The sequence below is a fragment of the Nonomuraea sp. KM88 genome, from assembly GCF_052245635.1.
Taxonomy (GTDB): domain Bacteria; phylum Actinomycetota; class Actinomycetes; order Streptosporangiales; family Streptosporangiaceae; genus Nonomuraea.
Genome location: NZ_JBQQCC010000012.1, coordinates 162,937 through 185,915, shown reverse-complemented (window position 1 = coordinate 185,915; position 22,979 = coordinate 162,937). Strand labels below are relative to the sequence as shown.

The window sequence follows — 22,979 nt, the reverse complement described above, 5'->3', positions numbered from 1 at the left end:
CAGGATGAGTACGAACGACGAGCGCAACTGGTTCGCCCCGAGGAACGACCGGCGCCGCGAAGAGGACCCGCCGCCTCCGCCCAGCCAGACGACCCCCGCGGGGCTCGGCACCCACTCGGGCCGCTTCCCTCCCGGGCAGGTGATCCCGCTCGAAGAGGGCATGTATCCCGACCTCACTTCGGGCGAGGGCGCACGCCGCAGCCCCGAGGAGACGGCCCCGGTGCCCAGGGTGCCGTCGGGTCCGCCTCCTGAGACCGCCCCGGTGCCCAGCGGGCAGGGAACCCCCGACGGGGAGACCGCGGCCGTGCCGCGGCTGCCGTCGGCGGGCGAGGTGCCGCCCCGCCGCGAGAGGCCTGCCCCTCGCGGCGGGCGTCGCAGCCGCGAGGCGCCGCCGTCCGGCTACGGCACACCACCCCCGGGACAGGAGCCACCACCCAGCCCCGGCTCCCCCTACGGGCAGGAACCGCCCGGCCAGAGCCCGCCTTTCGGACAGGAACCGCCCGGCCAGGGTTCGTTGTTCGGCGCGGGCGGGCGCGCTGGGCAGGGCGGTGGCATGTCCGAACAGGACATGCGCCCCGAGCAGGGCATGCGTCCGGGGCGGAGGGCCGCGCGGGGGGTGCACGGACGGGCGGCGTCCCCACGGCATGGGATGGCGAGTGCTCCTGGCATGCCCCAGAGCCGGGCCCGGCATCGGCATCCGGACCAGCAGGTCTGGCCCCCCGCCTCCCGCGAGCCGCAGGAGGGCCTCACGCAGCCGCTGCCGGCCGTTCCGTCCACCGCCGACCAGCCGCCGTCCCCGTACGACCAGCCCTCACCGTACGACCAGCCCTCGTATGACCAGCCCTCACCGTACGACCAGCCCTCGTACGACCAGCCCTCGCCGTACGGCGGCTCTCCGGCCGGATCGCCGCCTCAGGGCGCCTCTGGGGCGGCGCAGGCCGCCGCGGGCGCCGGGGCGGCAACGGTCGCCGCGTCTCATGCTGCCAGGCCAGGCGGGTTGCCCGAGCACGCGGACCCCGCGGCCGGCGCGGCATCGGCCGCGCTCGCCCAGCACCGCACGCCCCATCCCGACGAGCCCCAGAGCGGGCCCCAGAGCGGTTCGCCGGGTGGCCCCCGGAGCGAGGCGCGTGAGAGGGCGCAGGACGGCGCTCGGGGCAGGACGCGAGCGGGCGGCGGGAGGCGTTCGGCGCGGGGGTCGCGCAAGCGCAAGGTCCTGATCGCCGCCGGGGCCGTGGCCGTGTCGCTGCTCTCCATGGGCGCGCAGACGGTCGACGGCTACCTGTTCTACGAGAAGGTCTCCGCGCAGGAGACCAAGGAGGTCGTCGTGGCCGCCGGCCAGGCGGGCACCGTCCACGACATCGAGTGGACGGCCTCGGTGGCGCCCATGAAGGCGCCCGCGGGCAGCAAGCACGGCCCCGAGGTCACCTGGCTGAAGGTAGGCATCACCAAGAAGGTCGTCAACGAGTCGAGCGCCACCATGACGGCCCTGCCCTACGACATCAGGCTGACGGACCGCGCGGACCGTACGTGGACCGTGGAGCTGCAGGACGGCGAGCGGCCGACGGACCGGCTGGTCGTGGGCAGGACGTACAAGATCGACGGTGTGGCCATCGTGCCGACCCCGGTGGCGAACGAGGTCGAGATCTCGTTCAGGCCGAGCGGCTACCGTTCCGACACGCCGGTGGACGACCTGTTCGACAGGGAGGCCATGGAGAAGGCGGAGAAGGACGACACGGTGCTGCGGTTCCGGCGTCGCTGAAGTCGCTCGCCCAGAAGGGCCCGAGGGTCAGGCGTCGCTGAGCCGCTCGCCCCTGGCGCGGGCTCTGGTGGCCGCGATGTCGAACGTGGCCGCCAGGAGCGCCATGGTGAGCACGGTTGTGATCATCTCGCGCAGGAAGCCGACGGGCGGCCCGGCGAAGGCCCACGTCCATTCCGCGCGCGAGCCGATGAGGGCCCGCAGCCCCCGGTCGCCGTACTGGGCGGCCACCGAGATGGCCACGTAGCACAGGCACAACATGCCGAAGAGCGGCGCGCCGCCGTTGAAGACCATCCGCAGGGAGTTGGCCAGCGGCACCCAGCGGTCCCTGAAGCCGGCGGTGACCTGGTCGAACGACTTCTTCGTGAGGTCGTGGCTGGACTCGATGCGGTCCACGCCGCGCTCCAGGCGGGTGCCCTTGAACAGGGTTCGGGTCTCGTCGGAGAAGGCGCCGTAGACGAGCATGGCCACGGTCAGCCAGGCCAGCGGGACCGCGATCGCGTCCAGGAACAGCGGCCAGAACTCGCTGAACGTGCTCGTGATGCCGTCCCACAGCGGCACGTTCTTCTGCGCCTCGGACCAGACCTCCTTGGACCCGGCGACGACTGTGCGGTGCTCCATCCATTCGGAGCGCGCGTCGGCGATGGCGACGGTGGCGTTCAGCCCGTAGAACATGAACGCGAACTCGGAGAAGGCCGCGGCGAAGCCGTAGAACCCGGTCTTGCCCTGCTCCACGAGCTTCGCGAAGAGCGTCTTCAGCCCGAACATGACGACCATCGCGCCGAGCGACACGCGCCAGTCGAGGTCGACGAGGCCGCGGCCGACCTGCGAATCCTCCCCGAACCAGGATGCGTCCGTCATTTCATTGAAGTTGTGGAACAGGTCCATCTGGTAGATGTCCCTGGCGTCCTCGGTGTGGAATCCCCACGCCAGGTAGATCACGGCGAAGGCGGGGGCGACCCGGTCCAGCGTACGGAAGAAGCGCTCGTCGGCCACGCCCTCGTCGGCCCTGGCGCGCATCTCCCACAACGCGTTGCGCAGGCAGTAGAGCATGCCGGCGATGACCGTCACCGCGGACATGACGACCAGCGTGAGCAGGGTCATGACGGCCACCAGCCGGAGTTGCCGGAAGTCGCCGTAGGCCACCTCGGTGGCGCCGTACATCAGCACGAAGCGCACCAGCTCGCCGGCCGCGAACCAGAAGACCAGCGGCATGGCGCATCTGCCCACGAGCCGTAGCGTGTGCAGGGGCAGCGAGTACGGCGACGGCATCCGCTGAGCCGGCGTAGGCCCAGGTCGGGGCGGATCCATCACACCTGTCGAACCGGACATCTGTCGAATCGTATCGGTCTGTCCCTTCTGCCGCAGCCGCAACTCCCTGATTGCGTGCACGAGCAGTTCCAGGGTGGTGACCCCCGGGGAGCACACGCGCGAAGGCCCGCGTCATGAAGACGCGGGCCTCACGGGAAAACGGGCTCAGACAGCCACGGCGAGCTGGGCGACCTCGCCCAGCTTGGCCTCGACCTGGACGTCGCGGGTGACGCCGCCGCCCGCGATGATGCGTACGGTCCAGTCGCCGGGAGCGGCGAAGAACCGGAAGACGCCGTCGTCGGAGACCACGACCTCGCCGGTGAACTCGCCGGACCCGTCGAGCAGGCGGGCGTAGGCCGTGCCGGCGCCGGTCACCACACCCTGGATCACGGCCTGGTTGGACAGATCGATCCCGGCCGGCAGCGCGATCGTCTGCTCCGGCGCTCCGCAGCCCTGTGCAGCGCTCGTCATCAGCGGGCCTCCCCCAGCTCGATCGGCACGCCCACGAGCGAGCCGTACTCGGTCCATGAACCGTCGTAGTTCTTCACGTTGTCCTGCCCCAGGATCTCGTGCAGGACGAACCACGTGTGCGCGGAACGCTCGCCGATGCGGCAGTAGGCGATGGTGTCCTTGCCGAAGTCGACTCCGGCCTCGGAGTAGAGCGTGCGCAGGTCGTCGTCGGACTTGAACGTGCCGTCGTCGTTGGCGGCCTTGGACCACGGGATGTTGCGGGCCGTGGGCACGTGGCCGCCGCGCTGGGCCTGCTCCTGCGGGAGGTGCGCGGGGGCGAGCAGCTTGCCGGTGAACTCGTCGGGCGAGCGCACGTCGACCAGGTTGAGCTTGCCGATGGCGGAGACCACGTCGTCGCGGAAGGCGCGGATCGCGGTGTCCTGCTCGCTGGCGACGTACTGGGTCTTGGGCCGCTGGGGCACGTCGCGCACCAGCTCGCGGGAGTCGAGTTCCCACTTCTTGCGGCCGCCGTCGAGCAGCTTGACGTTGTCGTGGCCGTAGAGCTTGAAGTACCAGTAGGCGTAGGCGGCGAACCAGTTGTTGTTGCCGCCGTAGAGAACGACGGTGTCGTCGTTGGAGATGCCGCGGTCGGAGAGCAGGGCCTCGAAACCGGTCTTGTCCACGAAGTCGCGACGCACCGGGTCCTGCAGGTCCTGCTGCCAGTCGACCTTCACGGCGCCACGGATGTGGCCCTTGTCGTAGGCGCTGACGTCCTCGTCGACCTCGACGAGAACGACTCCGGGGGTGTCGAGGTTGGCCTCGACCCAGTCGGCGTCCACCAGGGCGGCGGAGCGGCTCATTGGGATACCTCCATGTTGGCAGCGGGCGTTAGACGACGAATGAGCAGGTACATCTCGCAGCCGAGGCAGAATCCGAAGGCTGCGTTGAGGAATGCGGCGAGGAGAGCCGCGGCCGTGGCCGCCAGGGCCAGCGGCACGATCCCGGTGAGGAACCCGACCAGGCCCGCGACCGCGAAGACCAGCCCGGCCAGCTGCGCGAAACGCGGCGGGCGGGCGTCTTCCGTCTCCTTGGGCGCGCTCTTGACGAACGCCTTGAAAAGCATCACATAGGGCGAGCGGCCGACGACTCCGAGCGCGAAGACCGCCGTCTGGGCGGCGAGGAGCCAGGCGCTCTCCGTCACCAGGACGGAGAACAGGACCAGCGTGGTGATGGCCGCGCCGAAACGCAGCGCTCTAGGGTCGGCACGCATCGTGGGATGCTCCTGAAGGGGTCGACTGGAGCGGATCGGATATCCGCGAGATCGTCCTCAGGCAGCGCGACAGAGCGCGGTGGCGACGCGGCAGAAGTCAACCGCACGCCGCTTCGTCAGCAGCTCTGTCGATGGGTTCATGCCCATGACCCTACTCGGCGTCTCGTCATCTGTCACTTCTCGTCCGGTTATTGAGACTATCCGTCTGGTACGCGGACCGGCCACGACGCCGTCACCCGGGCGGCAGGGCATCGGCCACCGCGGCCAGGACGTCGGCCTTGCGGGGCTGGCCCGAGGCCCTCCTGACGACGGCGCCCGCGGCGTCGAGCACGAGGACGGTGGGCGTGCGCATGATGCCGAGCCGGCGTACGAGGTCGAGCCGCGACTCGGCGTCGATCTCGACGTGGCTCACCCCCGGCACGAGCGCGCTCACGTCGGCCAGGATCCGCCGGGTGGCCCGGCACGGCTGGCAGAACGCGGTGGAGAACTGCACCAGCGTCGCCCGCTCGCCCAGCCCTTCGCCCAGGTCGGCCCCGGTCAACCGCTCCGTCAGCCGCTCAGTCAGCCGCTGACTCCCGGACGGGTCCTCGGGCGACTCCCCGGGCAAGCTCTCGGGCAGCCGCTCCCCGCCCACGTCACGCATCCTTCCGCCGCGGCGCAGGTGGACCACGCCGATCACCGCACCGAGCGCCAGCGTCGCCACCGCCACCCACAGACCAGACATCCCTCGGTGCAACCGCGAAAGGCCGCGATTACTTCCGCACCGGGATCCGTACGAGCGCCTTGCCGTTCTCGTCGACGAGCTCGAACCGCGCGATGTCGCCCATGGGCAGCGACGTCGTGCTCTTGAAGGCGGCCTTGTCCTGGTAGCGGACGTCCCAGCTCCCGGCCGGGTCGCGCCGCCCGTCGCGGGCCACGACGACGAGCCGGGCGGTCGTGCCGGCCGGCACGCCGTCGACGCTCACGCTCAGCTCGGTGCCGCCGTCGCCGGGGAAGGCCGTCACGGTGGCGCGGTAGCCCTTGGCGCTGTTCTCGCCGGGGAACGGGCGGCCCGCGACCGCCCTGTCCGACGACTTCGGGACGGGCGCCCTGCTCGGGCTCGGCTTGGAGTCGCTGTAGAGCTCCGCTCTCGGCTCGGCCTTCTCCTGCGTGGACCGCGACGATTGGGCGACCGCGGGCGCGGCGGCCGAATCTTCATGGCTCGTGGTGTTGACCGTCGTCCAGACCGTGCCGCCCACCACCAGCACCGCGGCGGACGCGGCGACCGCCATCAGCGCGCGGCCACGCCTGTTGCGCCTGGCGCGGTCGTTCAGCAGCCGGTGGAGCACCTGGCGAGGGGGGCTGGACACCAGCTCCACGTCGCGTTCCGACACCTTGCCGAGGAACGACGCCACGCCCTCGAACTCGACCAGCTCGGCGCCGCACGCCTCGCAGGTCGCCAGGTGGTCGTCGATCTCCAGTGCCTCGTCAGGGTCCAGCGCTCCGAGGGCGTGCGCCCCCATGGCCAGCCGGATCTCTTCGCACGTCATCATGGCGCCAGCCCCCGCTCCTCGAGCGCCAGTTTCAGGGCGCGCAGCGCGTAGTAGGTGCGCGACTTGACGGTGCCCGGCGGGACGCCGAGCGTCGCGGACGCCTCCCTCACGGACCGCCCCCGGTAGTAGACCTCCAGGAGCACCTCGCGGTGCTCCGGCCGCAGCGCGGCCAGCGCCTCGGCCACGGACCACGACTCGACGGCCCGCTCCAGCTCGTCGTCGGCCGGTATGACCGCCAGGGCCTCGTCGCTGGTCTCCTGCGGCCTGGCCTTCCTGGCGCGGTGCTGGTCGAAGACGAGATTGCGGGCCACGGTGAACAGCCACGCCCTGATCGGCCGGTCGGAGAGCGCCTCGGGATGCCGCCAGGCCCGCAGCAGGGTCTCCTGCACGACGTCCTCCGCACGCCCCGAATCACCGGTCAGCCGCAGGACATAGCCGTAGAGCGGCCCCGCGTGCTCGTCGAAGAGGGTCCTCACGAGTTCCTCGTCGGCCGTGCCGGCCGCGCTCACAGGGTCCCTCCCCCTGTGAGCTCCGCCCCGGCTCGCTCGCTGCGCTCTCTCACGTCCCTCATCACGTACGGGAGGGCGCCGCGGTTCATCCTTATCCACGAATCGGCACGTCAGACGCTTCGGCCGCGAACTCCAGCCCGTCGGCCACGTTCTTCACCCCGGTCACCTTGACGTCGAAGGGCAGCTTTCCCTTGAACGGGATCGTGTACGAGATGAACCGCGCGGCCTGGTCGGGCACGCCCTCGATCTTCTCCGCCTGGAGCCTGAGGCCGCCGTCGGCCACCTCGACCGTCATCTCCGCCTCGAACGTCACCTTCCTCGCCCCGACCATCACCTCGCCCGATGCGACGAGCCGCTGCCCGTTCCCGCTGATCTTGACGCCGCGCGGGGCGAACTTGTCGATCGTGGCCCTGGTCAGCGTGCCGCTGACGGTCACGCGCCGGGCCCTGATGTCGGGTCGGTTCTGCAGGACGTCGGCCAGCGGGGCCGTCACGTCGTAGGCGGCGCCCCGCAGGTTCTGCACCGGCACGCCGGCGTAGGTCAGCGTGCCGAGGTCGAAGCGGACTTCCGGATAGTGCCCGGACAGGGCCTGGGTGAGAAAGGGGATGCCCTCGATGGTCACCGTCGGCGTGCCGGACAGGTCGGTGGCCGCCGCGATCCTGTTGGCGAGGTCGCGCTGCACTCCTGCCACGGCGACCCTGTCGACGGCGACAAGGAGGATGATCAGCACGATCAGAGAAACGATCAGCTTCCGCATGGGGCTCCCAGTCTCAAGCGGGGGTCAAGAGCCTACCGACTCCTTCCCCGCAGAAGACGGCGATCACCCGCCCGCGAAGGGCGGCAGCACCTCCACGGTCGCGCCGTCGCCGAGGACCACCTCGTGGTGGGGTCGTCTGCCGACGGGCAGGCCGTCCACGAGGAACGAGGACCGCCGGACAACCCGTGCCAGATCGGCACGATTTTGTGTGATTTGCGTCATGAGTTCGTCAAGAGTGACCGCGTCGAAGGATTCTTCCGCAACGCCGGCCGCCTCCTTGGCGGCGGCCCAATAACGTACTTTTCCCCTGGCCATGGGCACCTCACAATCCCTTTAATCCTATTGTGCGTCGCCCTTAACACGCACGTATCACGCGACGCCCTGTTCATCCCGAGGACGCGCAATGGACACCACTTACCCGTGAGATATCCTCGCCTACAGGACTCGGGCGACGTAGCCCCCGGGTCCTTGCGCGTTTGAGGAGGCCCTGATGAGCAACTTGCTCCTGCTGACCAACGCCCTCGAGCCGTCGGCCGAGGTGCTTCCGGCGCTGGGGTTGCTCCTCCACTCGGTCAGGGTCGCGCCCGCCGAGGCGTCCGCGCTGATCGACGCCCCGCCCGCCGACGCCGTCCTGGTCGACGCGCGCAAGGAGCTCGTGCAGGCCAAGAGCCTGTGCCGGCTGATCCGCACGACCGGCATCGACTGCCCGCTCCTGGTGATCGTGACCGAGGGCGGGCTGGCCGCCATGAGCGCCGAGTGGGGCGTCGACGACGTGCTGCTCGACAGCGCCGGACCGGCCGAGGTGGAGGCCCGCCTGCGCATGGCCACCGGCCGCATCTCACAGGCGGCCACGGAAGACGCGCCCGACGAGATCCGCAGCGGCGACCTGGCCATCGACGAGGCCACCTACACCGCCAGGCTGCGCGGCCGGGTGCTCGACCTGACGTTCAAGGAGTTCGAGCTGCTCAAATACCTCGCGCAGCACCCGGGCAGGGTCTTCACCCGCGCGCAGCTGCTGCAGGAGGTCTGGGGCTACGACTACTTCGGCGGCACCAGGACGGTCGACGTGCACGTGCGGCGGCTGCGCGCCAAGCTCGGCACCGAGTACGAATCGCTCATCGGCACGGTCCGCAACGTCGGCTACCGCTTCGTCCCCGACCGGGCCGACACCGCGCCCGTCTGATCCGCCCGTCCGATCCGCACGATTGACAGCGGGCTCACCGCTGGCGTCCACTAGATCACTGGTCGACGAGGGCGCCAGGCCGCGCGTCTACCGGCGTGGCGACATCATCTGCTCGCCGTTACGGCCTGCCACCTGTGTCTTCTCGATCGAGCACGGTTACGCCCGCGAATACGTCCCCGCCGGCGACCGTGAGGCCGTCCACGACCTGCGCGGCGCGGCTGGCTGGTCAGGAGTGGGCGTTCTGCTCGCTGGCGGCGTACGTGGCCTGGCACCTGCTGCAGTTCGTCACGGCCCTGGTGCTGCTCCGAGCCGCGGGGCCTGGCGGAGCGGCGGGGCGCCGGGGGTGTCCCGCCGTCTCATCCCAGCCGGGCGTGTTCCAGGGCTTCGACGCGGATGCCCGTACCCGTGTGGACGAACTGGACGATCTCCGCCGTGTCCAGCTCCGCCGTGCCGAGCGCGACGTCGGCGTGGGCGTCGCACCACTCGACGAGCCCGCGGGGATCGGCGAGCGGGCCGGCGAAGTGCACGAGGCTGACGTACCAGCGGTCGCGGACCCGGCCGTGCTCCAGGTCGCGCACGCCCCGCGACTCCAGCGCGTGGGCGAAGCGCTTCCACAACGTCACCAGCGTGTCGTCCTCCGGGTGCCCGCAGACCAGCACGCCGCCGGGGTGCGGGCTCACGCCTCTCAGGCGCACCCTGGCCCCCGGCAGGCCGTCGGCGGCCTCGGCCAGCGCGGCGGCGTAGGCGCGGCGGAGCGGGTCGGCCTCGGGGATGCGGGCGCGGTACGGCTCCAGAGACCTGAGCGTGACGTGCAGGGCCGGGCCGCCGTGCACCCAGTGGCCAGGGGCCTCGATGGTCCCGGACAGCTCCGTCAGGCGGTCGGCGATCTCCCGCTGGGGACGGAGCACGGCCGCGGCGCCCCAGCGTCTCGCGCCCTCCACCATGGGGACGTCGTGGGTGGCCCGGCCGGCCAGCAGGGCCGCGCGCCCTCTCGCCTGAAACTCCGTGAAATCGGACATTCGAGCAGTATGCCGGGACGCCTGGGGCTGAGCGAGAACGACCAGGACCTTACCGCGCGGTCGCTGCCCCGGCCGTGTCCTCCGGCGCGGACGGGCGACGGCCGGGCCCCGGACCTCAGCCGGCGCGCCCGATGAGATCGAGCCCGATGAGATCGAGCAGGGCCGGCACCCAGTGCTCGCCGTACCGCTCCTGGAGCTCGGCCCGCCGCCAGTCCTCGCCGCTTACCCGGCCCCGGCACAGGCCGGCCCCGCACCGGCAGTCCATGGCGAACTCGGGCGCGCTGCTGCTGGTGGCGTAGTCGCTGGTCAGCTCCTCGCCCGGCAGCAGGTCGCGGCGCGCGGCCAGGCTGTAGGGGCCGGTCCACCACAGGTTGGGGTCGCAGCTGTGGTTGCTCTTGCCGACCGGCCGCCCGAACGGCAGGACCAGGTGCAGGTCGCCTGTCACGGTGATGGTGTCGACGTACGGGACCGCGGGGTCGGCGAAGAGCTCCCGCAACCGCTCCCAGGTCACGAGCCGGCCGCCGAGGCGGGCCACCTCGGTGCCGGCGGGGAGGGCGGCCGTGGTGAACAGCCCGTCGCCGGCGATGTGGGAGGGCCGCACCTCAAGGGCGACGTGCGTCCAGCAGTCGGGCTCGGGAGGATCGATCACCTCTCCAGCATGGCACTCATTCGTAGGCGACATCGGGGAAGGCCGCCCTGTGCGGGCCGTTGTCCGGGTCGAACTCGTAGCGGATCCTGGCGCAGTCGTCGAGCAGCGCCCCCTGCAACGTCCTCAGCTCCCGGTGCCTGGTCCGCTCGAACTCCTCGGCCAGCACCTCCTGCCGCCGCCTTCCCTCGCCCAGCGCGGCACGCAGCTCCTTCACGTCCCTCCGGCAGGACCCCTTGCCGCTGCCCCGGCTGATCTGCAACATCCCGAAGGCGCCGAAAACGCGCGACAGCGACTCCAGCTCCTGGGCGAGCGGATCGGGCAGGTCCGCACCGCGCGCACCGGGCAGGCCGCGCGCGCCCGCGATCAGGTCCACCAGCCCTCTGGCGATTCCCCTGAGCTGGTTACAGGCGTGGTCCAGGCAGGTGGCGGCCTCGGCGACCTGGCGCAGGCGGGTGTCGTACCGGCTGCGCCGCAACGTCAGGCGCACCGACTCCGCCGCCTGGTCCGCGGCCTCCTTCGCCTCCTCCAGCCGTTGCGAGAGCGTCCTGGCCCGCTCCAGCCACTCGTCCGCCATGTCGCGATCCCACTCGCCGCCCAGCCCCCGCGACATGTCCGCGGCCAGGTCGGCCAGCTCGCCGGAGAGCCCGCACAGCTCCTTCGCCGCCCGCTCCACGTAGCGCGGCGGAAGGACCAGCAGGTTCGCCGCCACGCCGATGAATGCCCCGATCAGCACGTCCGCGAGGCGGGCGAAGCCGTACGTGCTGCCCAGCGCCAGCACCAGCAGCGCCGTGATCGGGATCTGCACGTTCTGGGCCGGCAGGTTCAGCAGCCGGGCCAGCACGAGGCCGGACGAGATCAGCACCGCCAGCGTCAGCTCGTTGGCACCGAGCAGCCAGATCACCCCCGTGGCCGCCGACACGCCCACGATCACCGCGCCGACCTGCTGCAGGCCTCTCACCACCGTGCTGTACGCGGTCGCCGACACCGTCAGCAGCACGCCGATGGGCGCCAGCACGGGCAGGCCCACCTTCAGCACGTGGGCCGCCAGCCACCAGGCCAGGACGCAGGCCCCCGTCACCTTGAGCGTCTGGACGAACGACTCGCGTTCCATGCGCAGCCAGCGCCCCAGACCCAGACCGCGGGCCCGCCCGAGCGCCGCCTTCCCACCCGAGACGATGCGCTGGAGCGGGGCGCCGTACCGCTCGTGCCGGCGCCCCGATTCGGTCTCCATGCTCAATGCCCTGCCCAGCCGGGCAGCGGATAGAGCTGGGCGAACAGGGTAGCGGGCCGGCAGGCCGTGAAGGAGGTGTGGCACGTGCCCGGCGATCTGGTCGTCCCCGGCGGCGCTCGGGGAGTGGTTCTGTTCGTGCACGGCAGCGGCAGCGGCCGCCTCAGCCCGCGCAACCGTTACGTGGCCGGCGCGCTCAACGAGGCGGGGCTGGGCACGCTGCTGTTCGACCTGCTCACCCCTGAGGAGGAGACGGTCAGGGCGAACGTCTTCGACATCGGGCTCCTGACCGGGCGGCTGCTGGAACGTACCGCATGGGTGCGCGAGCAGCCCGCGACGGCGGGCATGCCGATCGGCTACTTCGGCGCCAGCACCGGCGCGGCGGCGGCGCTGGCGGCGGCGGCCGAGCCCGGCAACCTGGTCGCCGCGATCGTCTCACGCGGCGGCCGGCCCGACCTGGCCGCGGAGAAGCTGGCCGCGGTACGCGCCCCCACCCTGCTCATCGTCGGCGGCAGGGACCCGGTCGTGCTGAAGCTGAACGAGGAGGCCCAGCGGCGGCTGAACGCCGAGAGCCGGTTGTCCGTCGTGCCGGGCGCCACCCACCTGTTCGAGGAGCCCGGCGCCCTCGAGATCGTGGCCGACCAGGCGAGCGACTGGTTCACCGGCCACTTCTCCGCGCTCAGACGGTGATCGTGCCCAGGGTCTTGCCGTCCGAGGTCTGGATCGTGAAGTGGTTCAGCTCGTCCTGGGGGAGGCTGGTGCCGCCGTGCAGCAACATCGGGTCAGGTGAGCCCGGCACGCCGTACCCCGCCGCGGGGACGCCCCAGCTCGCCACGACCTCGGAGCGGCCGTCGTCGCCCACGGCCATGAGCCGGCACTGCAGCGGGCCCTTGACGCCCTTGAGCTCCAGCGCGACGTGGGTTCCCCAGCCCTTGTCCTCCAGCCCGATGACGCTGGACACGCCCGTCGCGGAGTCGGTGGCGGAATAGGTGTCCCCGGTCATGAGCAGCGCGCGGGCCGGGCTGTGGACGCTGTCGGGGTTCGGGCCGCCCATGAAGGAGCTGCCGGCCAGGAAGACGCCCGCGGCCACCACGAGACACGCGGCGGCGGTCATGAACGTGCGGTGGAACCGGCGGCGACGGCGCTCCGCGATCGCCTTGCGCACCAGGATCGACTCGACCTGCGGGTCCGGCGGGCTGGGCAGCAGGTCGTCCGGGTGCACGCCCTTGATCAGCTCCCCCACCGCCGTGAAGGATTCCACCTCCGCGGCACAGCTCCCGCAACCGGCCAGATGGTGCTCGAAAGCGGCTTTCTCCTCCTCGCCGAGCAGTCCGAGCGCGTACGCGGCCACGTCCTCGTGACGCACCTCCGTCATAGCGGCGTCACCCCCCTTACGCCGTGACGCGTCCTTCCCACGGAAGCGTCACCCCCTTCACCTCGTGACGCACCCTTTTCACGGCAGCGTCACCCCCCTTTCCTCGAGCGCCACGCGCAGCGCGCGCATGGCGTAGTACACGCGGGACTTCACCGTGCCCACCGGCACGCCGATCGTCTCCGCCGCCTCCTGGACGGTGCGGTCCAGCAGGAACGTCTCCGTGAGCACCTGGCGGTGGGCCGGGGAGAGCGAGAGCATCGCCTCGGTCACCACGATCTCCCGTAACAGGCGCTCGTCCTCCGCGGCCACGGGCTGGGCTCGGTCCTGGATGTCGTCGACGGTGTCGAGGGGACGCGTGCCGGAGCGGCGGTGGTCGTCGATGACCACGCGGCGGGCCACCGTCGCCAGCCACGGCATCAGCGAGGCGGTGTCGGTACGCAGGTCGTGGAGGTTCCGCCAGGCGCGTACCAGGGTCTCCTGCACGACGTCCTCGGCCCAGCGCCGGTCGCCGCCCGTCAGCCGGATGGCGAAGGCCATCAAGGGGGCGCCGTACTCGCGGTAGAGGGCTCGGACCATGGCTTCGTCCGTTACGCGGTGATTCACAAGGGGGCGGACTCCTTGCGCTGCGGCTATCACGAAATATCGCGCTAGGTACGCTGGTATTGAGAATTATTACTCTAGCCACCGGCCAGCCCCAGGGCAGGTAGTTTGCCCTATTCGCCGCCCAGCTATATTTCACCGGTAAATCGCGTCAACTCCCCGAACCCGCGATTTCGATCATGGTCTGGCAATGCCCGTTCGCCGTTGACGGGCTCCGCCGCTCCCGGACCAGCGCTCGGCCTCCAGCAGCAGTTCGCGCACCGTGGCGCGGCGGTCCTCCCACGGGTCACCGAGCAGGGCGCGTACGACGTCGATCGCCGCCGGGCGGGACAGCGCGTTCGGGCGGCGGCACTCGTCGATCACCACCCGCAGTTCGGGCACCGGCCCGAGATAGGGACGCTCGCCGTCGCGGACCGGCCGCCCGGTCGCGGCGAAGACGATCACGTCGGCCCAGTCCCTGACGTCGGCGGAGGGGAACTCGCTGCTGCGCGGCCCCGGCGCGAAGAACGCCCGCCCCTCCGGCCCGATCATGACGTTGCCCGGGTTGAGCCGCAGCCCCGCGATCCCGCCCAGGTGCAGCCTGGCCATGGTGGCCGCGGTGCCCAGCGCGAGCAGGTGCAGCGCCTCTCCCCTGTACGGCCCCGCCGCCCTGACGACGGCGACGAGCGGTTCGCCCTCTCCCAGGTAGTCGCGCGGCAACAGGGCCAGCCCGTCGCTCCATCCCAGAAAGTCCATCGTCGCCCTCCTGGCAGCCGGGGCCCGGGTCCGCCGGCGTCCCGTTCACGGACACCGCCGAGCTCCGTTCCGCCAGGGAGTACGCCGGTCGGCCCGCGCGGGTTCAACCGGATCACGCGAATGGACGGAACCGTTATGACACCCCGATTGGGAGAAAAGTAGGAAAAGTAGGTAGAGTGGAACTCGACTCACCGGAGACGAGAGCGGAGTGCGATGGCCGGGAAGATGATCGAGGGGCCGGACGGCCGCTACATCGTGGGGACCGTGAAGATCGGCGAGAAGGGCCAGATCGTCATCCCCAAGGACGCGCGCGACCTGCTCGGCATCCAGCCGGGCGACACCCTCCTCGTGCTGGTGGACACCGAGCAGGGCATCGCGCTGGTCGACAACGAGCGCTTCCGGCGCTTCGCGACAGGAGTCCTCTCCGTGCAGGACGACCCGCCCGCCGACCCCGAGGAGCCAGGCCGATGACCGGCTACCGCAACCCCTACGAGGGCCGGCGCGACCCGCTGCCGCCCGCGCTCGCCGAGGCGGGCTTCCACCAGGAGCTCGCCGAACTCGACGGCGTGCTGATCAACTACGTGCGGGGCCCCGCGGCCGGCCCGCCCCTCCTCCTGATCCCCGGCCAGATGAGCCTGTGGAGCAGCTACCGCAAGGTCATGCCGGAGCTCGCGCGGCAGTTCACGGTGTACGCGATCGACGTCCGGGGGCACGGAAGCTCCTCGTGGACACCCGGCGACTACTCGTGGGACTCCGCGGGCCAGGACATCGCCCGCTTCCTGCGGCAGGTGATCGGGCGGCCCGCGATCGTCAGCGGCAACTCCTCGGGCGGCGTGCTCGCCCTGTGGTGCGCCGCCAACGTTCCCGACCACGTCGCGGCGGTGGTCCTGGAGGACCCGCCGATCTTCTCGGCCGAGATGCCGCGCTTCCGCGACCGCGACCGCTGGGTCTACGGCAGCCTCAAGCACACCGTGGAGGTGCTCGGCGACCTCGACCGGCAGCGCGTGGCCGACGTCTACCGCCAGGAGATCCCCGTCGGGGAGAGCAAGACCATCCGGATGCCCGACCGCTTCGTCGACCTGCTCGACCGCCTGGTCACCCGGCACCGGCGCAAGCACCCGGGCAGCCCGGCCTCGCTGGGCGTGCGCTGGCTGCCGGCGTCGCTCGACCACCTGATCCGGTCGGCGTCGATGTTCGACCCCGACTTCGCCAGGGCGTTCGTCGACGGCCGCTTCTACGGCGACTTCTCGCACGCGGCCGCGCTGCGGGCGACGACCGCGCCCGTCCTGCTGCTGCACGCCAACTGGAACCGGTTCGGCGAGCACGGCCTCGTCGGCGCCATGGACGACGACGACGCCGCCCGGGTGCGCGAGCTCGCTCCTCAGACCGTCTACCGCCGGATCGACGCCAGGCACGTCATCCACGACGACAAGCCCCAGGAGTTCGTCACCGCCGTGACCGAGTTCGGGGGCGCCCTGCGCGGATCGCCCGCCCCTTGACAGTTGGGCGGCCGGGCCGGATCACCCCGCCGCGTCCAGCTCGCGGAAGGCGGCCCGGTAGGTGCTGGGCGAGGTCCCCACGGCGGCGTGGAAGTGCTTGCGGAGATTGGCGGCCGTACCGAGCCCTGCCTGCTCTGCCACCTGGTCGACGGGCAGGTCCGACTCCTCCAGGAGCTCCCTGGCGCGTTCGACGCGCTGCTGGGTGAGCCAGGCCATCGGCGTGGTGCCGACCTCGTCGCGGAAGCGCCGGGTGAAGGTGCGCACGCTCATAACCTCCTGGGCCGCCATCTGGCCCAGGGTGACGGCCTCGCCGAGCCGTCGCAGGGCCCAGGCGCGCGCGGCCGCGGTCGAGGGAGACGACGGCTCAGGCACGGGGTGGCGGACGTACTGCGCCTGCCCGCCCTCCCGGTGCGGTGGCACGACGGTGCGGCGGGCGACGTCGTTGGCGACGGCCATGCCGAAGTCGTGCCGGATCATGTGCAGGCACAGGTCGATCCCCGCCGCGCACCCCGCCGACGTCAGGACGTCGCCACCGTCGGCGTACAGGACGTTCGCGTCCAGCTGCACCTGCGGGAACAGCCGGGCGAACCGGTCGGCGTAGCGCCAGTGCGTCGTGGCGGCGCGCCCGTCGAGCAGCCCGGCTGAGGCCAGGACGAAGGCGCCCGTGCAGATCGAGGCCACCCGGGTGCCGGGGCGGATGCGGGCGAACGCGCCGGCCAGCGGCGGGGAGAGCGCGGGCTCCTGCTGCTCGTAGTCGTCGTAGGAGGACAGGACGATCACGGTGTCGGCCTCCGCGAGCGTCTCGGGGCCGTGCGCGACGTTGACGGTGAAGTCCCCGTCCGTACGCACCGCGCCGGGCCGAAGGGCGCAGGTGGCGACCTCGTACAGCGGCTCGCCGTCCGCCGACGCCCCCACGCGGGCCTGCCCGAACACCTGGTGGACGATGCCCAGCTCGATCGGCAGGGTCATCTCGCGGGCGAGGACGGCGACGCGATGGCGTACCGGATGGGAGAAAGCAGAACCCATGGCCATATTGTTGCGCATGTCGGCTATGTAGCCACTCGCCGGGGGCTCACCACGCCGAAAGGCTGGAGCCATGGTTCAGCACGTGCAGACCTCGCTCGCCACACGCCCCGGCACGGGCCGCGCGTGGGTCGTCGCCGCCGCCGCGGGCGCGGCCATCGTGGCGGCCGGCGCCTTCACGACCGTCCCCGGGCTCCTGATCTCTCCCCTGCACCACGAGTACGCCTGGGACCGCGGCCAGATCGCCCTGGCCGCCTCCGTCAACATGATCTTCTTCGGCCTCACCGCGCCCTTCGCCGCCGCCCTGATGGAGCGCGCCGGCATCCGCCGCGTGGCGGCGGGCGCCATGCTGCTCGTCGCCGCCGGCGCCCTGCTCACCAGCGTGATGGCCGCGCCCTGGCACCTGGTCGCGTACTGGGGTGTCCTGATCGGCCTGGGCAGCGGGTGCCTGACCATGACCTTCGCCGCGATGATCACCGGCCGCTGGTTCGTACGGCGTCGCGGGCTGGTCACCGGCGCCCTGAGCGCGTCCAGCCATCTGGGGCAGCTGCTCTTCCTGCCGCTGCTCGCCTGGTCGGTCGACCGGTTCGGCTGGCGGCCCCCGGTCGTGACGCTGGCCCTCGTCGCCCTGGCCGTGTCGGCGCTGGTGGCCCTGCTCCTGCGCGACCACCCCGCCGACGTCGGCGCGCCGCCGTACGGCGGCGAGCACGTCGTCGCCAAGCCGGCTCCCGCCCGGGGCGCCGCGCGCCGCACCGTCACGGTCCTCCTCGACGCCGCCCGCACCGGCACCTTCTGGCTGCTGGCCGGCATGTTCGTCATCTGCGGCGCCAGCACCAACGGCATCATGTGGAGCAACTGGGTGCCCGCGGCCCACGACCACGGCATGCACGCGACCGCCGCCGCGTCGATGCTCTCCCTGATCGGCGTCTTCTCCGCGCTGGGCGCCGCCGCCTCCGGCTGGTTCACCGACCGCTTCGACCCCCGCCACCTGCTGGCCTGGTGTTTCACGGTCCGCGCGCTCACCCTGGCGGCCCTGCCGATGGTGCTCTCGTCGACGGTCCAGCCCTCCCTCGTCGCCGTCGTGGTCGTCTACGGCCTCGTCGACGTCGCGACCGTCCCGCCGGTCATCGCGCTCGCCCAGCGCCGCTACGGAGACGACGGCCCCATCGTCTTCGGCTGGGCCAACTCCGCTCACCAGCTGGGCGCGGGTGCCTCGGCCTTCCTCGGGGCCACCGCCCGCGACCTGGCCGGCACGTACGACGCCGTCTGGGCCGTGTTGTGCGCGGCCTGCCTCATCGCCGCGCTGACCGCACTGGCCGTACGGGCCGGGAGATCCGACCGGGGTTGAGTCATGCCTCCTCCGACCGCGTTAGGTTGGGCGTCCTCGAACGGCGACTATGGAGGGACGATGCTCAGCCGTTTCACTGAATGGCTGTACGACAGGCGCATGACCGAATTGTGTGAGCAGGTGATCGCGGCTCGAATCAACGCCGGCCCGCCCCTTCCCGCCAAGTGGGATCGATACGAGGAATCAGCGGTTCGGCTCGCCGAGATCGGGCCAGACGCACTGGGCGCCAGCCGCGAGGAGGTCAGGGAAATCGGTAACACCCTGAATGATGCCGGCGGAAAGCCGCTGCGGCGGCGGCGAAGCCGCGATAAAGTCCTCATATAAGGACTTCGTGTCGCGAACGTCGAGGAGGAGCTCGTGGGCAGGACGGGACGCCGCCCCGGGACATCGACCACCCGGCAGGAGATCGTGGCCGCCGCCGCCGCATCGTTCAGCGAGCACGGCTACGACGGCACGAGCCTACGGCAGGTCGCCACGGACGCCGGCGTCGACCCCGCACTCGTACGCAGGTTCTTCGGCAACAAGGACCAGCTGTTCAGCGCGGTCGTCGCGGAGGTGTTCCAGCCGGACCGCACGGTCGTCATGCTGCTGGACGGTCCGCGCTCCAGTCTGGGGCGCCGGCTGCTCGGCTACGTCTTCGACCTGCTGGGGGACGTCGACTCCCCCGGCCCGCTGCTCGGCGTCATCCGCTCGGCCGCCACCAACGAGCACGCCGCCTCCCAGGTCAGGGACTTCCTGGCCGCCGACCTGCTCGTCAAGCTCATCCGGGCCCTGGGCATGGACCACCCCGACCTGCGCGCGACGCTCACGGCCAGCCAGCTCGTCGGGCTGGCGATCACCCGGTACGCCGTACGGGCCGAGGCACTGGTCACCGCCGATCCCGACGAGCTCGCCGATTGGGTCGCGCCGACGTTGCAGCGCTATCTCACCGGACGGGCGCCCAAGCCCTCAACCTGATGAGCCCGCGGCGCGCGCTCACGCCGCCGCACCGCCGAATCCGATGGGCCGCGCCATGGCAACATCGCCCCGGTTGATCAGCACCTCCCCGCGCTGCACCGCGACCTCTTCCACGCCGAAGCCCTCCTTCAGGTCGCGCTGAAGCTCGGTCACCGCGGCCTCGGAAGCCGCGGCCGCCTCGGCGTCACGGAAGACCGTGATGGTCATCACCGTCCCCTCGCCGGTGCCGACGGCGGTGTAGAGGACCGAGCCGACCTGCTTCGGAACGCGGTCCGCGAATTGGGCGTCCACGTGCTCGACCATCTTCCTGATCGTGTCGGGATGCGCGCGGTAGTGCCGGACGATCGCGTACATGACACCTCTCCTGGATCGGATCTCTCCCCCAACCGTATGTCTCCTTGTGAAGACTTTCAAGTCCCCACATGAAGACTTAACGAACCGCTCGCCGGTGGCCCGAGCCGGCATGTGCCCTCTGTTCCGGGGTTGACCTTGACGCGACGTCAACGTTTCTCATGGGAGGCGTCCAGCCGAAGAGAGGAGCACGATGGTCAGAGCCGCGCTGCGCGTCCTGGGGTTCGAGGTGAAGGGCCTGGCCTCCGTCGGGCTGTGGATCGCGCGCCGGCGTCACGGCGTGCCGCCCGGGGCGAGCGCCGTCACGTACGCCAAGGAGCAGACGTTCATGCTGGCGCTCATGTTGTTCGCGATGGCGATCGAGACGGTGGTGGTGGACCTGCTGCTGGTCGCGCTCGGCGTGCCCGGCTGGTTGCGGTACGCGGTGCTGGTCGCCGACCTCTACGGGCTGCTGTTCGGGGTCATGCTGGCCGCCGCCTGCGCCACCCGGCCGCACGTCATCACCGACGAGGAACTGCGCATCAGGTACGCCGCCTACTTCGACGTGCGGGTGCCCCTCGACCGGATCGTCTCGGTACGGACCGGCCGCAACCTCAACGAGGAGAGCATGGTCTCCGTCGCGGACGGGCGGCTCGGCGTGGCCGTCGCCTCGCAGACCAACCTGACGGTCGAGCTGGCCGGGCCGGTCACCGTCGTCCGCCCGCTCGGGCGCCGGGCCGAGGTCACCTCGATCCGGTTCTTCGCCGACGACCCGGAGGCGGCGCTGGCGGCGCTGCGTCCCCGGCTCACCGTGCCCTCATGAAGGGCGTCAGCCTCCGCGCTCCTCGTGGGAGGCGTCAGCCTCCACCTCCATGTGCGGGGGTCGCGCGGCGCGGGATCGAGCTCAGGTCGAAGGCGAACCGGGCGGCCGAGTCGGCGATGGCGTCGGCGTTCACGTCGAGCGCCGTGCCGTTGACGTTGCGGATCGTGTCGCACGCCTGGTGGTAGCAGGCGTCGTACGCGCTGCCCGCGGTGCCGCCGAACAGCTTCGCCTCCTCGGCCGTCTTGGAGCCTTCCGCGCCGGTGAAGATGCCGCCCGCCGGGATGCCGACCGCGATGAACGGGCCGTAGTCGGAGCGGCCGTCGAAGTCGGTGCCGACGGTGGGCAGGTCTCGGGAGCCGAAGAAGGTCTCGAACTGCTCCTCGATCTGGGCCGAGCCGGGCGGGCCCGCCGAGGCGCCGGTGTCGTCGGAGTCGTCGCCGTCGTAGAGCTTGTAGGCGAAGTTGGGCGAGGCGACCATGTCGAAGTTCAGGTAGAGGCGGATGCGGTCGCGTTCCGTCCGCGGCAGCGACGCGACGTACTGGTCGGAGCCGAGCAGGCCGAGCTCCTCCGCGGCCCAGAAGGCGAAGCGCACCCGGTTCTTGACCGGGAAGCGGGCCATCTCCTCGGCCACCTCCAGGATGGCGGCGCTGCCGGAGCCGTTGTCGTTGATGCCGGGACCCGCGGGCACGCTGTCGAGGTGGGCTCCGAGCATGACGACGTTGCCCGGGTCGCCGGTGCGGGTTTCGGCGATCACGTTGTGGTCGGTGCCGATCGCGACGGTGGAGTCGACGGTGAGCCGGACGGTGGCGTCCTCCGTGCCGGCCAGCCGCTCGCCCACCGCGTAGTCCGCGTACACCATGGGGATGCCGGCCCGCCATTCGCCGATGTCGAGCTGCTCGGCCTCCGTGCGTCCCTTCTGGCCCTCGTTGAACACGATGATCGCGGCCGCCCCGGCCGCGCCGGCGTTGCGCACCTTCTGGGAGAAGGCGCAGGTGCCGCGCTGGACGAGCGCGATCCGGCCGGCCACGAACCCGTCGAAGTCGGAGGCCTCGCACCCGCTGGTGGAGGACGGTGTGGCGGCCGGGGGCAGCGTCAGGTCCACGCCCTGGACCTGCGCGGTCACGTCGCCGGCCGGGGAGGGCTCGAAGGCGAAGAAGTCCTGCTTTGGAACGTACGCCCGCCGTTCGGGCGCGGTCTCGGTGAGGGCGGGCGGGCTGTTCTCGGTCCAGCTCTCGACGAATTGGACGGGATCGAGCGTCACCTTGTAGCCGGCTCTGCGCAGCTTGTCGGCCACGTAGTCGCGGGAGGCGTCGTAGCCGGTCGTGCCCGCGGCGCGGTTGCCGCCGTGCGCGGTGGCGATCTTCTGGAAGGCGCGGAGGTGCTCTTCGACGTTCGCGCCCTTGACCTTCTTGACCAGCAGATCGGCGTACGCGTCGGCGGGCTTGGCAGCGTGGGCCGGCGCCGCCGCGGTCAGGGGCAGGGCGAGTGCGGCGATCAGTGCGGTGACGATTCTGCGCATGAGCGATTCCCCTGTCGTGGATGGGAATGCGACATTCCCCCGAGCCGCGATCGGAACGTAAATCCCCAGCTACGAGGCAGACAAGGCCTTCTCCAGCGGCAAAATCATGACATGTTCGAGCAACGCGTTCACTCTGCGCGACGGGCGCGGGCACGGCGTTTGCCCTCGTGCATGGCCTGGACGCGGGCTACCGGGATGGTGTGCCCCTCCTCGACCAGGTCGGCGGGCAGCGGTTGCGGCTCGGGCATGAGCTCGGCCCACGGGTCGGCCTCCTCGAGCCGCGCGGCCGCCGTGTGCACGGTGAAGTCGGCGGGCGCCACGCGGTCGAGCTCGTCCCACGCCACCGGGAAGGAGACGGGCACGCCGGGACGGATGCGCGGGCTGTAGGCGGCGGCGACCGTCGCGCCGCCCGCGCGGGTGGAGTCGAGGAAGACCTTGCCCTCGCGGTCCTCCCGGATGAACGCCGTGGTCGCCAGCGCCGGATCGAGCCGCTCGGCACGGGCGGCCAGCGCGCGGGTTGCCGCCGCGAGGTCGTCCACCGCCGTGCCCTCGGCCACGGGCACGAACACGTGCACGCCCTTCGCCCCGCTCGTCTTCACCGCCCCCGACAGCCCGGCGTCGCGGAGGGCCTGGCGGACGAGGAGCGCGCCGCGTACGGCCAGTGAGAAGGAGTCCTCGTGCTCGGGCGGGTCGAGGTCGAGGATGAGATGCGTGGGCCGGTTGCCGACGAACAGCGCCGGGTGATATTCCACGGCCCGCTGGTTGGCGAACCACAGGAGCGTTCTCCTGTCGTCGCAGAGCGCGTACGTCACCTGCCTGCGGGACGCCTCGGCCCAGAAGGAGACGGACCTGATCCACTCGGGGGCGTATTTCGGCAGGTTCTTCTGCATGAACGGCTGCTGCCCCGGGCGGACGCGCATCACGGAGAGCGCCCGGTCGCGCAGGACGGGGATGATGCGGCCGGCGACGGCGTCGAGGTAGTCGACCAGGTCGCGCTTGGTGGCGCCGGCGCCGTCGAACAGCGGCTGGTCGAGATTGGTCAGGGCGACCCCGTCACGGGTCTCGTCGGCGGCCACCCGCCCTACGATGCCACAGACCCCCGCACA

29 protein-coding genes are annotated in these 22,979 nt (G+C 71.4%); 9 read left to right on the top strand and 20 right to left on the bottom strand.

Annotated elements, in window-relative coordinates; translation table 11 throughout:
• The first annotated feature begins 4 nt into the window (after positions 1-4).
• Positions 5-1,759, top strand: a complete 1,755-nt coding sequence (locus ACTWPV_RS31880; RefSeq protein ID WP_443154623.1) for a hypothetical protein — start codon at positions 5-7, stop codon at positions 1,757-1,759.
• A 27-nt stretch (positions 1,760-1,786) separates the two neighbouring features.
• On the opposite strand, the gene ACTWPV_RS31875 is transcribed toward ACTWPV_RS31880, so the two are convergent.
• The 10 genes from ACTWPV_RS31875 to ACTWPV_RS31830 all read right to left on the bottom strand — a co-directional run bounded on the left by ACTWPV_RS31875 (position 1,787) and on the right by ACTWPV_RS31830 (position 7,900).
• Positions 1,787-3,028 carry a hypothetical protein gene (locus ACTWPV_RS31875; RefSeq protein ID WP_443154622.1) on the bottom strand — a complete coding sequence of 414 codons (1,242 nt, stop codon included), beginning with the start codon at positions 3,026-3,028 and terminating at the stop codon, positions 1,787-1,789.
• A gap of 204 nt (positions 3,029-3,232) precedes the next feature.
• Positions 3,233-3,538, bottom strand: a complete 306-nt coding sequence (locus ACTWPV_RS31870; protein ID WP_132337667.1) for a DUF1416 domain-containing protein — start codon at positions 3,536-3,538, stop codon at positions 3,233-3,235.
• Complete coding sequence (locus ACTWPV_RS31865) at positions 3,538-4,377, bottom strand: sulfurtransferase (protein WP_347649720.1); 840 nt, start codon at positions 4,375-4,377, stop codon at positions 3,538-3,540. The genes ACTWPV_RS31870 and ACTWPV_RS31865 overlap by 1 nt, the downstream gene beginning before the upstream one ends.
• Entirely contained in the window at positions 4,374-4,787 is a 414-nt protein-coding gene (locus tag ACTWPV_RS31860; RefSeq protein ID WP_443154621.1) for a DUF4395 domain-containing protein, read from the bottom strand. Before ACTWPV_RS31860 ends, ACTWPV_RS31865 begins: the two co-directional genes overlap by 4 nt.
• A gap of 57 nt (positions 4,788-4,844) precedes the next feature.
• Positions 4,845-4,928 (bottom strand): putative leader peptide, encoded by an 84-nt coding sequence (locus ACTWPV_RS31855; protein WP_350668905.1) that lies wholly within the window; start codon positions 4,926-4,928, stop codon positions 4,845-4,847.
• A gap of 91 nt (positions 4,929-5,019) precedes the next feature.
• Positions 5,020-5,328, bottom strand: coding sequence for a thioredoxin family protein (locus ACTWPV_RS31850; protein ID WP_443154720.1), 309 nt, complete (start codon positions 5,326-5,328; stop codon positions 5,020-5,022).
• A gap of 211 nt (positions 5,329-5,539) precedes the next feature.
• Positions 5,540-6,319 (bottom strand): anti-sigma factor family protein, encoded by a 780-nt coding sequence (locus ACTWPV_RS31845; RefSeq protein ID WP_443154620.1) that lies wholly within the window; start codon positions 6,317-6,319, stop codon positions 5,540-5,542.
• Positions 6,316-6,828 carry a sigma-70 family RNA polymerase sigma factor gene (locus ACTWPV_RS31840; protein ID WP_347616946.1) on the bottom strand — a complete coding sequence of 171 codons (513 nt, stop codon included), beginning with the start codon at positions 6,826-6,828 and terminating at the stop codon, positions 6,316-6,318. Before ACTWPV_RS31840 ends, ACTWPV_RS31845 begins: the two co-directional genes overlap by 4 nt.
• Positions 6,829-6,919: 91 nt before the next feature.
• The gene (locus ACTWPV_RS31835) at positions 6,920-7,585 is read right to left on the bottom strand and encodes an LmeA family phospholipid-binding protein (protein ID WP_347649724.1); all 666 of its coding nucleotides are present in this window, start codon (positions 7,583-7,585) and stop codon (positions 6,920-6,922) included.
• 63 nt (positions 7,586-7,648) lie between these two features.
• Entirely contained in the window at positions 7,649-7,900 is a 252-nt protein-coding gene (locus ACTWPV_RS31830) for a MoaD/ThiS family protein (protein ID WP_347649725.1), read from the bottom strand.
• A 175-nt stretch (positions 7,901-8,075) separates the two neighbouring features.
• Here ACTWPV_RS31830 and ACTWPV_RS31825 point away from each other — a divergent pair, with 175 nt between their 5' ends.
• On the top strand, positions 8,076-8,768 hold the full coding sequence (locus ACTWPV_RS31825) for a response regulator transcription factor (protein ID WP_347649726.1): 693 nt from the start codon (positions 8,076-8,078) through the stop codon (positions 8,766-8,768).
• A gap of 356 nt (positions 8,769-9,124) precedes the next feature.
• Here the strand turns inward: ACTWPV_RS31825 and ACTWPV_RS31820 are convergent, their stop codons facing one another.
• From ACTWPV_RS31820 to ACTWPV_RS31810, 3 genes are all read right to left on the bottom strand, one after another.
• Complete coding sequence (locus tag ACTWPV_RS31820) at positions 9,125-9,787, bottom strand: hypothetical protein (RefSeq protein ID WP_443154619.1); 663 nt, start codon at positions 9,785-9,787, stop codon at positions 9,125-9,127.
• 115 nt (positions 9,788-9,902) lie between these two features.
• Entirely contained in the window at positions 9,903-10,436 is a 534-nt protein-coding gene (locus ACTWPV_RS31815; protein WP_443154618.1) for an SET domain-containing protein, read from the bottom strand.
• A gap of 16 nt (positions 10,437-10,452) precedes the next feature.
• Complete coding sequence (locus tag ACTWPV_RS31810; RefSeq protein ID WP_443154617.1) at positions 10,453-11,667, bottom strand: FUSC family protein; 1,215 nt, start codon at positions 11,665-11,667, stop codon at positions 10,453-10,455.
• 84 nt (positions 11,668-11,751) lie between these two features.
• On the opposite strand from ACTWPV_RS31810, the gene ACTWPV_RS31805 reads away from it, so the two are divergent.
• Positions 11,752-12,354 carry a dienelactone hydrolase family protein gene (locus tag ACTWPV_RS31805; protein ID WP_443154616.1) on the top strand — a complete coding sequence of 201 codons (603 nt, stop codon included), beginning with the start codon at positions 11,752-11,754 and terminating at the stop codon, positions 12,352-12,354.
• On the opposite strand, the gene ACTWPV_RS31800 is transcribed toward ACTWPV_RS31805, so the two are convergent.
• The 3 genes from ACTWPV_RS31800 to ACTWPV_RS31790 all read right to left on the bottom strand — a co-directional run bounded on the left by ACTWPV_RS31800 (position 12,344) and on the right by ACTWPV_RS31790 (position 14,374).
• Positions 12,344-13,039, bottom strand: a complete 696-nt coding sequence (locus tag ACTWPV_RS31800; protein ID WP_443154615.1) for an anti-sigma factor family protein — start codon at positions 13,037-13,039, stop codon at positions 12,344-12,346. The genes ACTWPV_RS31805 and ACTWPV_RS31800 overlap by 11 nt on opposite strands.
• 78 nt (positions 13,040-13,117) lie before the next feature.
• On the bottom strand, positions 13,118-13,642 hold the full coding sequence (locus ACTWPV_RS31795) for a sigma-70 family RNA polymerase sigma factor (protein ID WP_443154614.1): 525 nt from the start codon (positions 13,640-13,642) through the stop codon (positions 13,118-13,120).
• A 174-nt stretch (positions 13,643-13,816) separates the two neighbouring features.
• Positions 13,817-14,374, bottom strand: coding sequence for a hypothetical protein (locus tag ACTWPV_RS31790; protein WP_443154613.1), 558 nt, complete (start codon positions 14,372-14,374; stop codon positions 13,817-13,819).
• A gap of 213 nt (positions 14,375-14,587) precedes the next feature.
• On the opposite strand from ACTWPV_RS31790, the gene ACTWPV_RS31785 reads away from it, so the two are divergent.
• Positions 14,588-14,845, top strand: a complete 258-nt coding sequence (locus tag ACTWPV_RS31785; protein ID WP_347649733.1) for an AbrB/MazE/SpoVT family DNA-binding domain-containing protein — start codon at positions 14,588-14,590, stop codon at positions 14,843-14,845.
• Positions 14,842-15,873, top strand: a complete 1,032-nt coding sequence (locus ACTWPV_RS31780) for an alpha/beta fold hydrolase (RefSeq protein ID WP_347649734.1) — start codon at positions 14,842-14,844, stop codon at positions 15,871-15,873. Before ACTWPV_RS31785 ends, ACTWPV_RS31780 begins: the two co-directional genes overlap by 4 nt.
• A 21-nt stretch (positions 15,874-15,894) precedes the next feature.
• Here ACTWPV_RS31780 and ACTWPV_RS31775 read toward each other — a convergent pair whose 3' ends face one another.
• Positions 15,895-16,899, bottom strand: a complete 1,005-nt coding sequence (locus tag ACTWPV_RS31775) for a GlxA family transcriptional regulator (protein WP_443154612.1) — start codon at positions 16,897-16,899, stop codon at positions 15,895-15,897.
• Between the two features lie 70 nt (positions 16,900-16,969).
• Between ACTWPV_RS31775 and ACTWPV_RS31770 the strand changes: the two genes are divergently transcribed.
• From ACTWPV_RS31770 to ACTWPV_RS31760, 3 genes are read left to right on the top strand one after another with little or no spacing between them, the layout of a single operon-like run.
• Entirely contained in the window at positions 16,970-18,244 is a 1,275-nt protein-coding gene (locus tag ACTWPV_RS31770) for an MFS transporter (protein WP_443154611.1), read from the top strand.
• Between the two features lie 60 nt (positions 18,245-18,304).
• Positions 18,305-18,568, top strand: coding sequence for a hypothetical protein (locus ACTWPV_RS31765; protein ID WP_443154610.1), 264 nt, complete (start codon positions 18,305-18,307; stop codon positions 18,566-18,568).
• Positions 18,569-18,601: 33 nt separating this feature from the next.
• Positions 18,602-19,201: a TetR/AcrR family transcriptional regulator gene (locus ACTWPV_RS31760; RefSeq protein ID WP_443154609.1), complete on the top strand. Its 600-nt coding sequence runs from the start codon at positions 18,602-18,604 to the stop codon at positions 19,199-19,201.
• Positions 19,202-19,219: 18 nt separating this feature from the next.
• Here the strand turns inward: ACTWPV_RS31760 and ACTWPV_RS31755 are convergent, their stop codons facing one another.
• Positions 19,220-19,555, bottom strand: a complete 336-nt coding sequence (locus ACTWPV_RS31755; RefSeq protein WP_443154608.1) for a hypothetical protein — start codon at positions 19,553-19,555, stop codon at positions 19,220-19,222.
• Between the two features lie 190 nt (positions 19,556-19,745).
• Here ACTWPV_RS31755 and ACTWPV_RS31750 point away from each other — a divergent pair, with 190 nt between their 5' ends.
• Positions 19,746-20,354: a hypothetical protein gene (locus tag ACTWPV_RS31750; protein ID WP_443154607.1), complete on the top strand. Its 609-nt coding sequence runs from the start codon at positions 19,746-19,748 to the stop codon at positions 20,352-20,354.
• A gap of 34 nt (positions 20,355-20,388) precedes the next feature.
• Here the strand turns inward: ACTWPV_RS31750 and ACTWPV_RS31745 are convergent, their stop codons facing one another.
• Positions 20,389-21,873 (bottom strand): M28 family metallopeptidase, encoded by a 1,485-nt coding sequence (locus ACTWPV_RS31745; protein ID WP_443154606.1) that lies wholly within the window; start codon positions 21,871-21,873, stop codon positions 20,389-20,391.
• A 128-nt stretch (positions 21,874-22,001) separates the two neighbouring features.
• Positions 22,002-22,949, bottom strand: a complete 948-nt coding sequence (locus tag ACTWPV_RS31740; RefSeq protein WP_443154605.1) for a DNA polymerase domain-containing protein — start codon at positions 22,947-22,949, stop codon at positions 22,002-22,004.
• Positions 22,950-22,979 lie beyond the last annotated feature (30 nt).

Coding starts and splice junctions, on each gene's coding strand:
- ACTWPV_RS31880 (WP_443154623.1), top strand. CDS start 5: ATGAGTACGAACGACGAGCGCAACTGGTTCGCCCCGAGGAACGACCGG.
- ACTWPV_RS31875 (WP_443154622.1), bottom strand. CDS start 3,028: ATGCCGTCGCCGTACTCGCTGCCCCTGCACACGCTACGGCTCGTGGGC.
- ACTWPV_RS31870 (WP_132337667.1), bottom strand. CDS start 3,538: ATGACGAGCGCTGCACAGGGCTGCGGAGCGCCGGAGCAGACGATCGCG.
- ACTWPV_RS31865 (WP_347649720.1), bottom strand. CDS start 4,377: ATGAGCCGCTCCGCCGCCCTGGTGGACGCCGACTGGGTCGAGGCCAAC.
- ACTWPV_RS31860 (WP_443154621.1), bottom strand. CDS start 4,787: ATGCGTGCCGACCCTAGAGCGCTGCGTTTCGGCGCGGCCATCACCACG.
- ACTWPV_RS31855 (WP_350668905.1), bottom strand. CDS start 4,928: ATGAACCCATCGACAGAGCTGCTGACGAAGCGGCGTGCGGTTGACTTC.
- ACTWPV_RS31845 (WP_443154620.1), bottom strand. CDS start 6,319: ATGATGACGTGCGAAGAGATCCGGCTGGCCATGGGGGCGCACGCCCTC.
- ACTWPV_RS31835 (WP_347649724.1), bottom strand. CDS start 7,585: ATGCGGAAGCTGATCGTTTCTCTGATCGTGCTGATCATCCTCCTTGTC.
- ACTWPV_RS31830 (WP_347649725.1), bottom strand. CDS start 7,900: ATGGCCAGGGGAAAAGTACGTTATTGGGCCGCCGCCAAGGAGGCGGCC.
- ACTWPV_RS31825 (WP_347649726.1), top strand. CDS start 8,076: ATGAGCAACTTGCTCCTGCTGACCAACGCCCTCGAGCCGTCGGCCGAG.
- ACTWPV_RS31820 (WP_443154619.1), bottom strand. CDS start 9,787: ATGTCCGATTTCACGGAGTTTCAGGCGAGAGGGCGCGCGGCCCTGCTG.
- ACTWPV_RS31810 (WP_443154617.1), bottom strand. CDS start 11,667: ATGGAGACCGAATCGGGGCGCCGGCACGAGCGGTACGGCGCCCCGCTC.
- ACTWPV_RS31800 (WP_443154615.1), bottom strand. CDS start 13,039: ATGACGGAGGTGCGTCACGAGGACGTGGCCGCGTACGCGCTCGGACTG.
- ACTWPV_RS31790 (WP_443154613.1), bottom strand. CDS start 14,374: ATGGACTTTCTGGGATGGAGCGACGGGCTGGCCCTGTTGCCGCGCGAC.
- ACTWPV_RS31785 (WP_347649733.1), top strand. CDS start 14,588: ATGGCCGGGAAGATGATCGAGGGGCCGGACGGCCGCTACATCGTGGGG.
- ACTWPV_RS31780 (WP_347649734.1), top strand. CDS start 14,842: ATGACCGGCTACCGCAACCCCTACGAGGGCCGGCGCGACCCGCTGCCG.
- ACTWPV_RS31775 (WP_443154612.1), bottom strand. CDS start 16,899: ATGGGTTCTGCTTTCTCCCATCCGGTACGCCATCGCGTCGCCGTCCTC.
- ACTWPV_RS31770 (WP_443154611.1), top strand. CDS start 16,970: ATGGTTCAGCACGTGCAGACCTCGCTCGCCACACGCCCCGGCACGGGC.
- ACTWPV_RS31765 (WP_443154610.1), top strand. CDS start 18,305: ATGCTCAGCCGTTTCACTGAATGGCTGTACGACAGGCGCATGACCGAA.
- ACTWPV_RS31755 (WP_443154608.1), bottom strand. CDS start 19,555: ATGTACGCGATCGTCCGGCACTACCGCGCGCATCCCGACACGATCAGG.
- ACTWPV_RS31750 (WP_443154607.1), top strand. CDS start 19,746: ATGGTCAGAGCCGCGCTGCGCGTCCTGGGGTTCGAGGTGAAGGGCCTG.
- ACTWPV_RS31745 (WP_443154606.1), bottom strand. CDS start 21,873: ATGCGCAGAATCGTCACCGCACTGATCGCCGCACTCGCCCTGCCCCTG.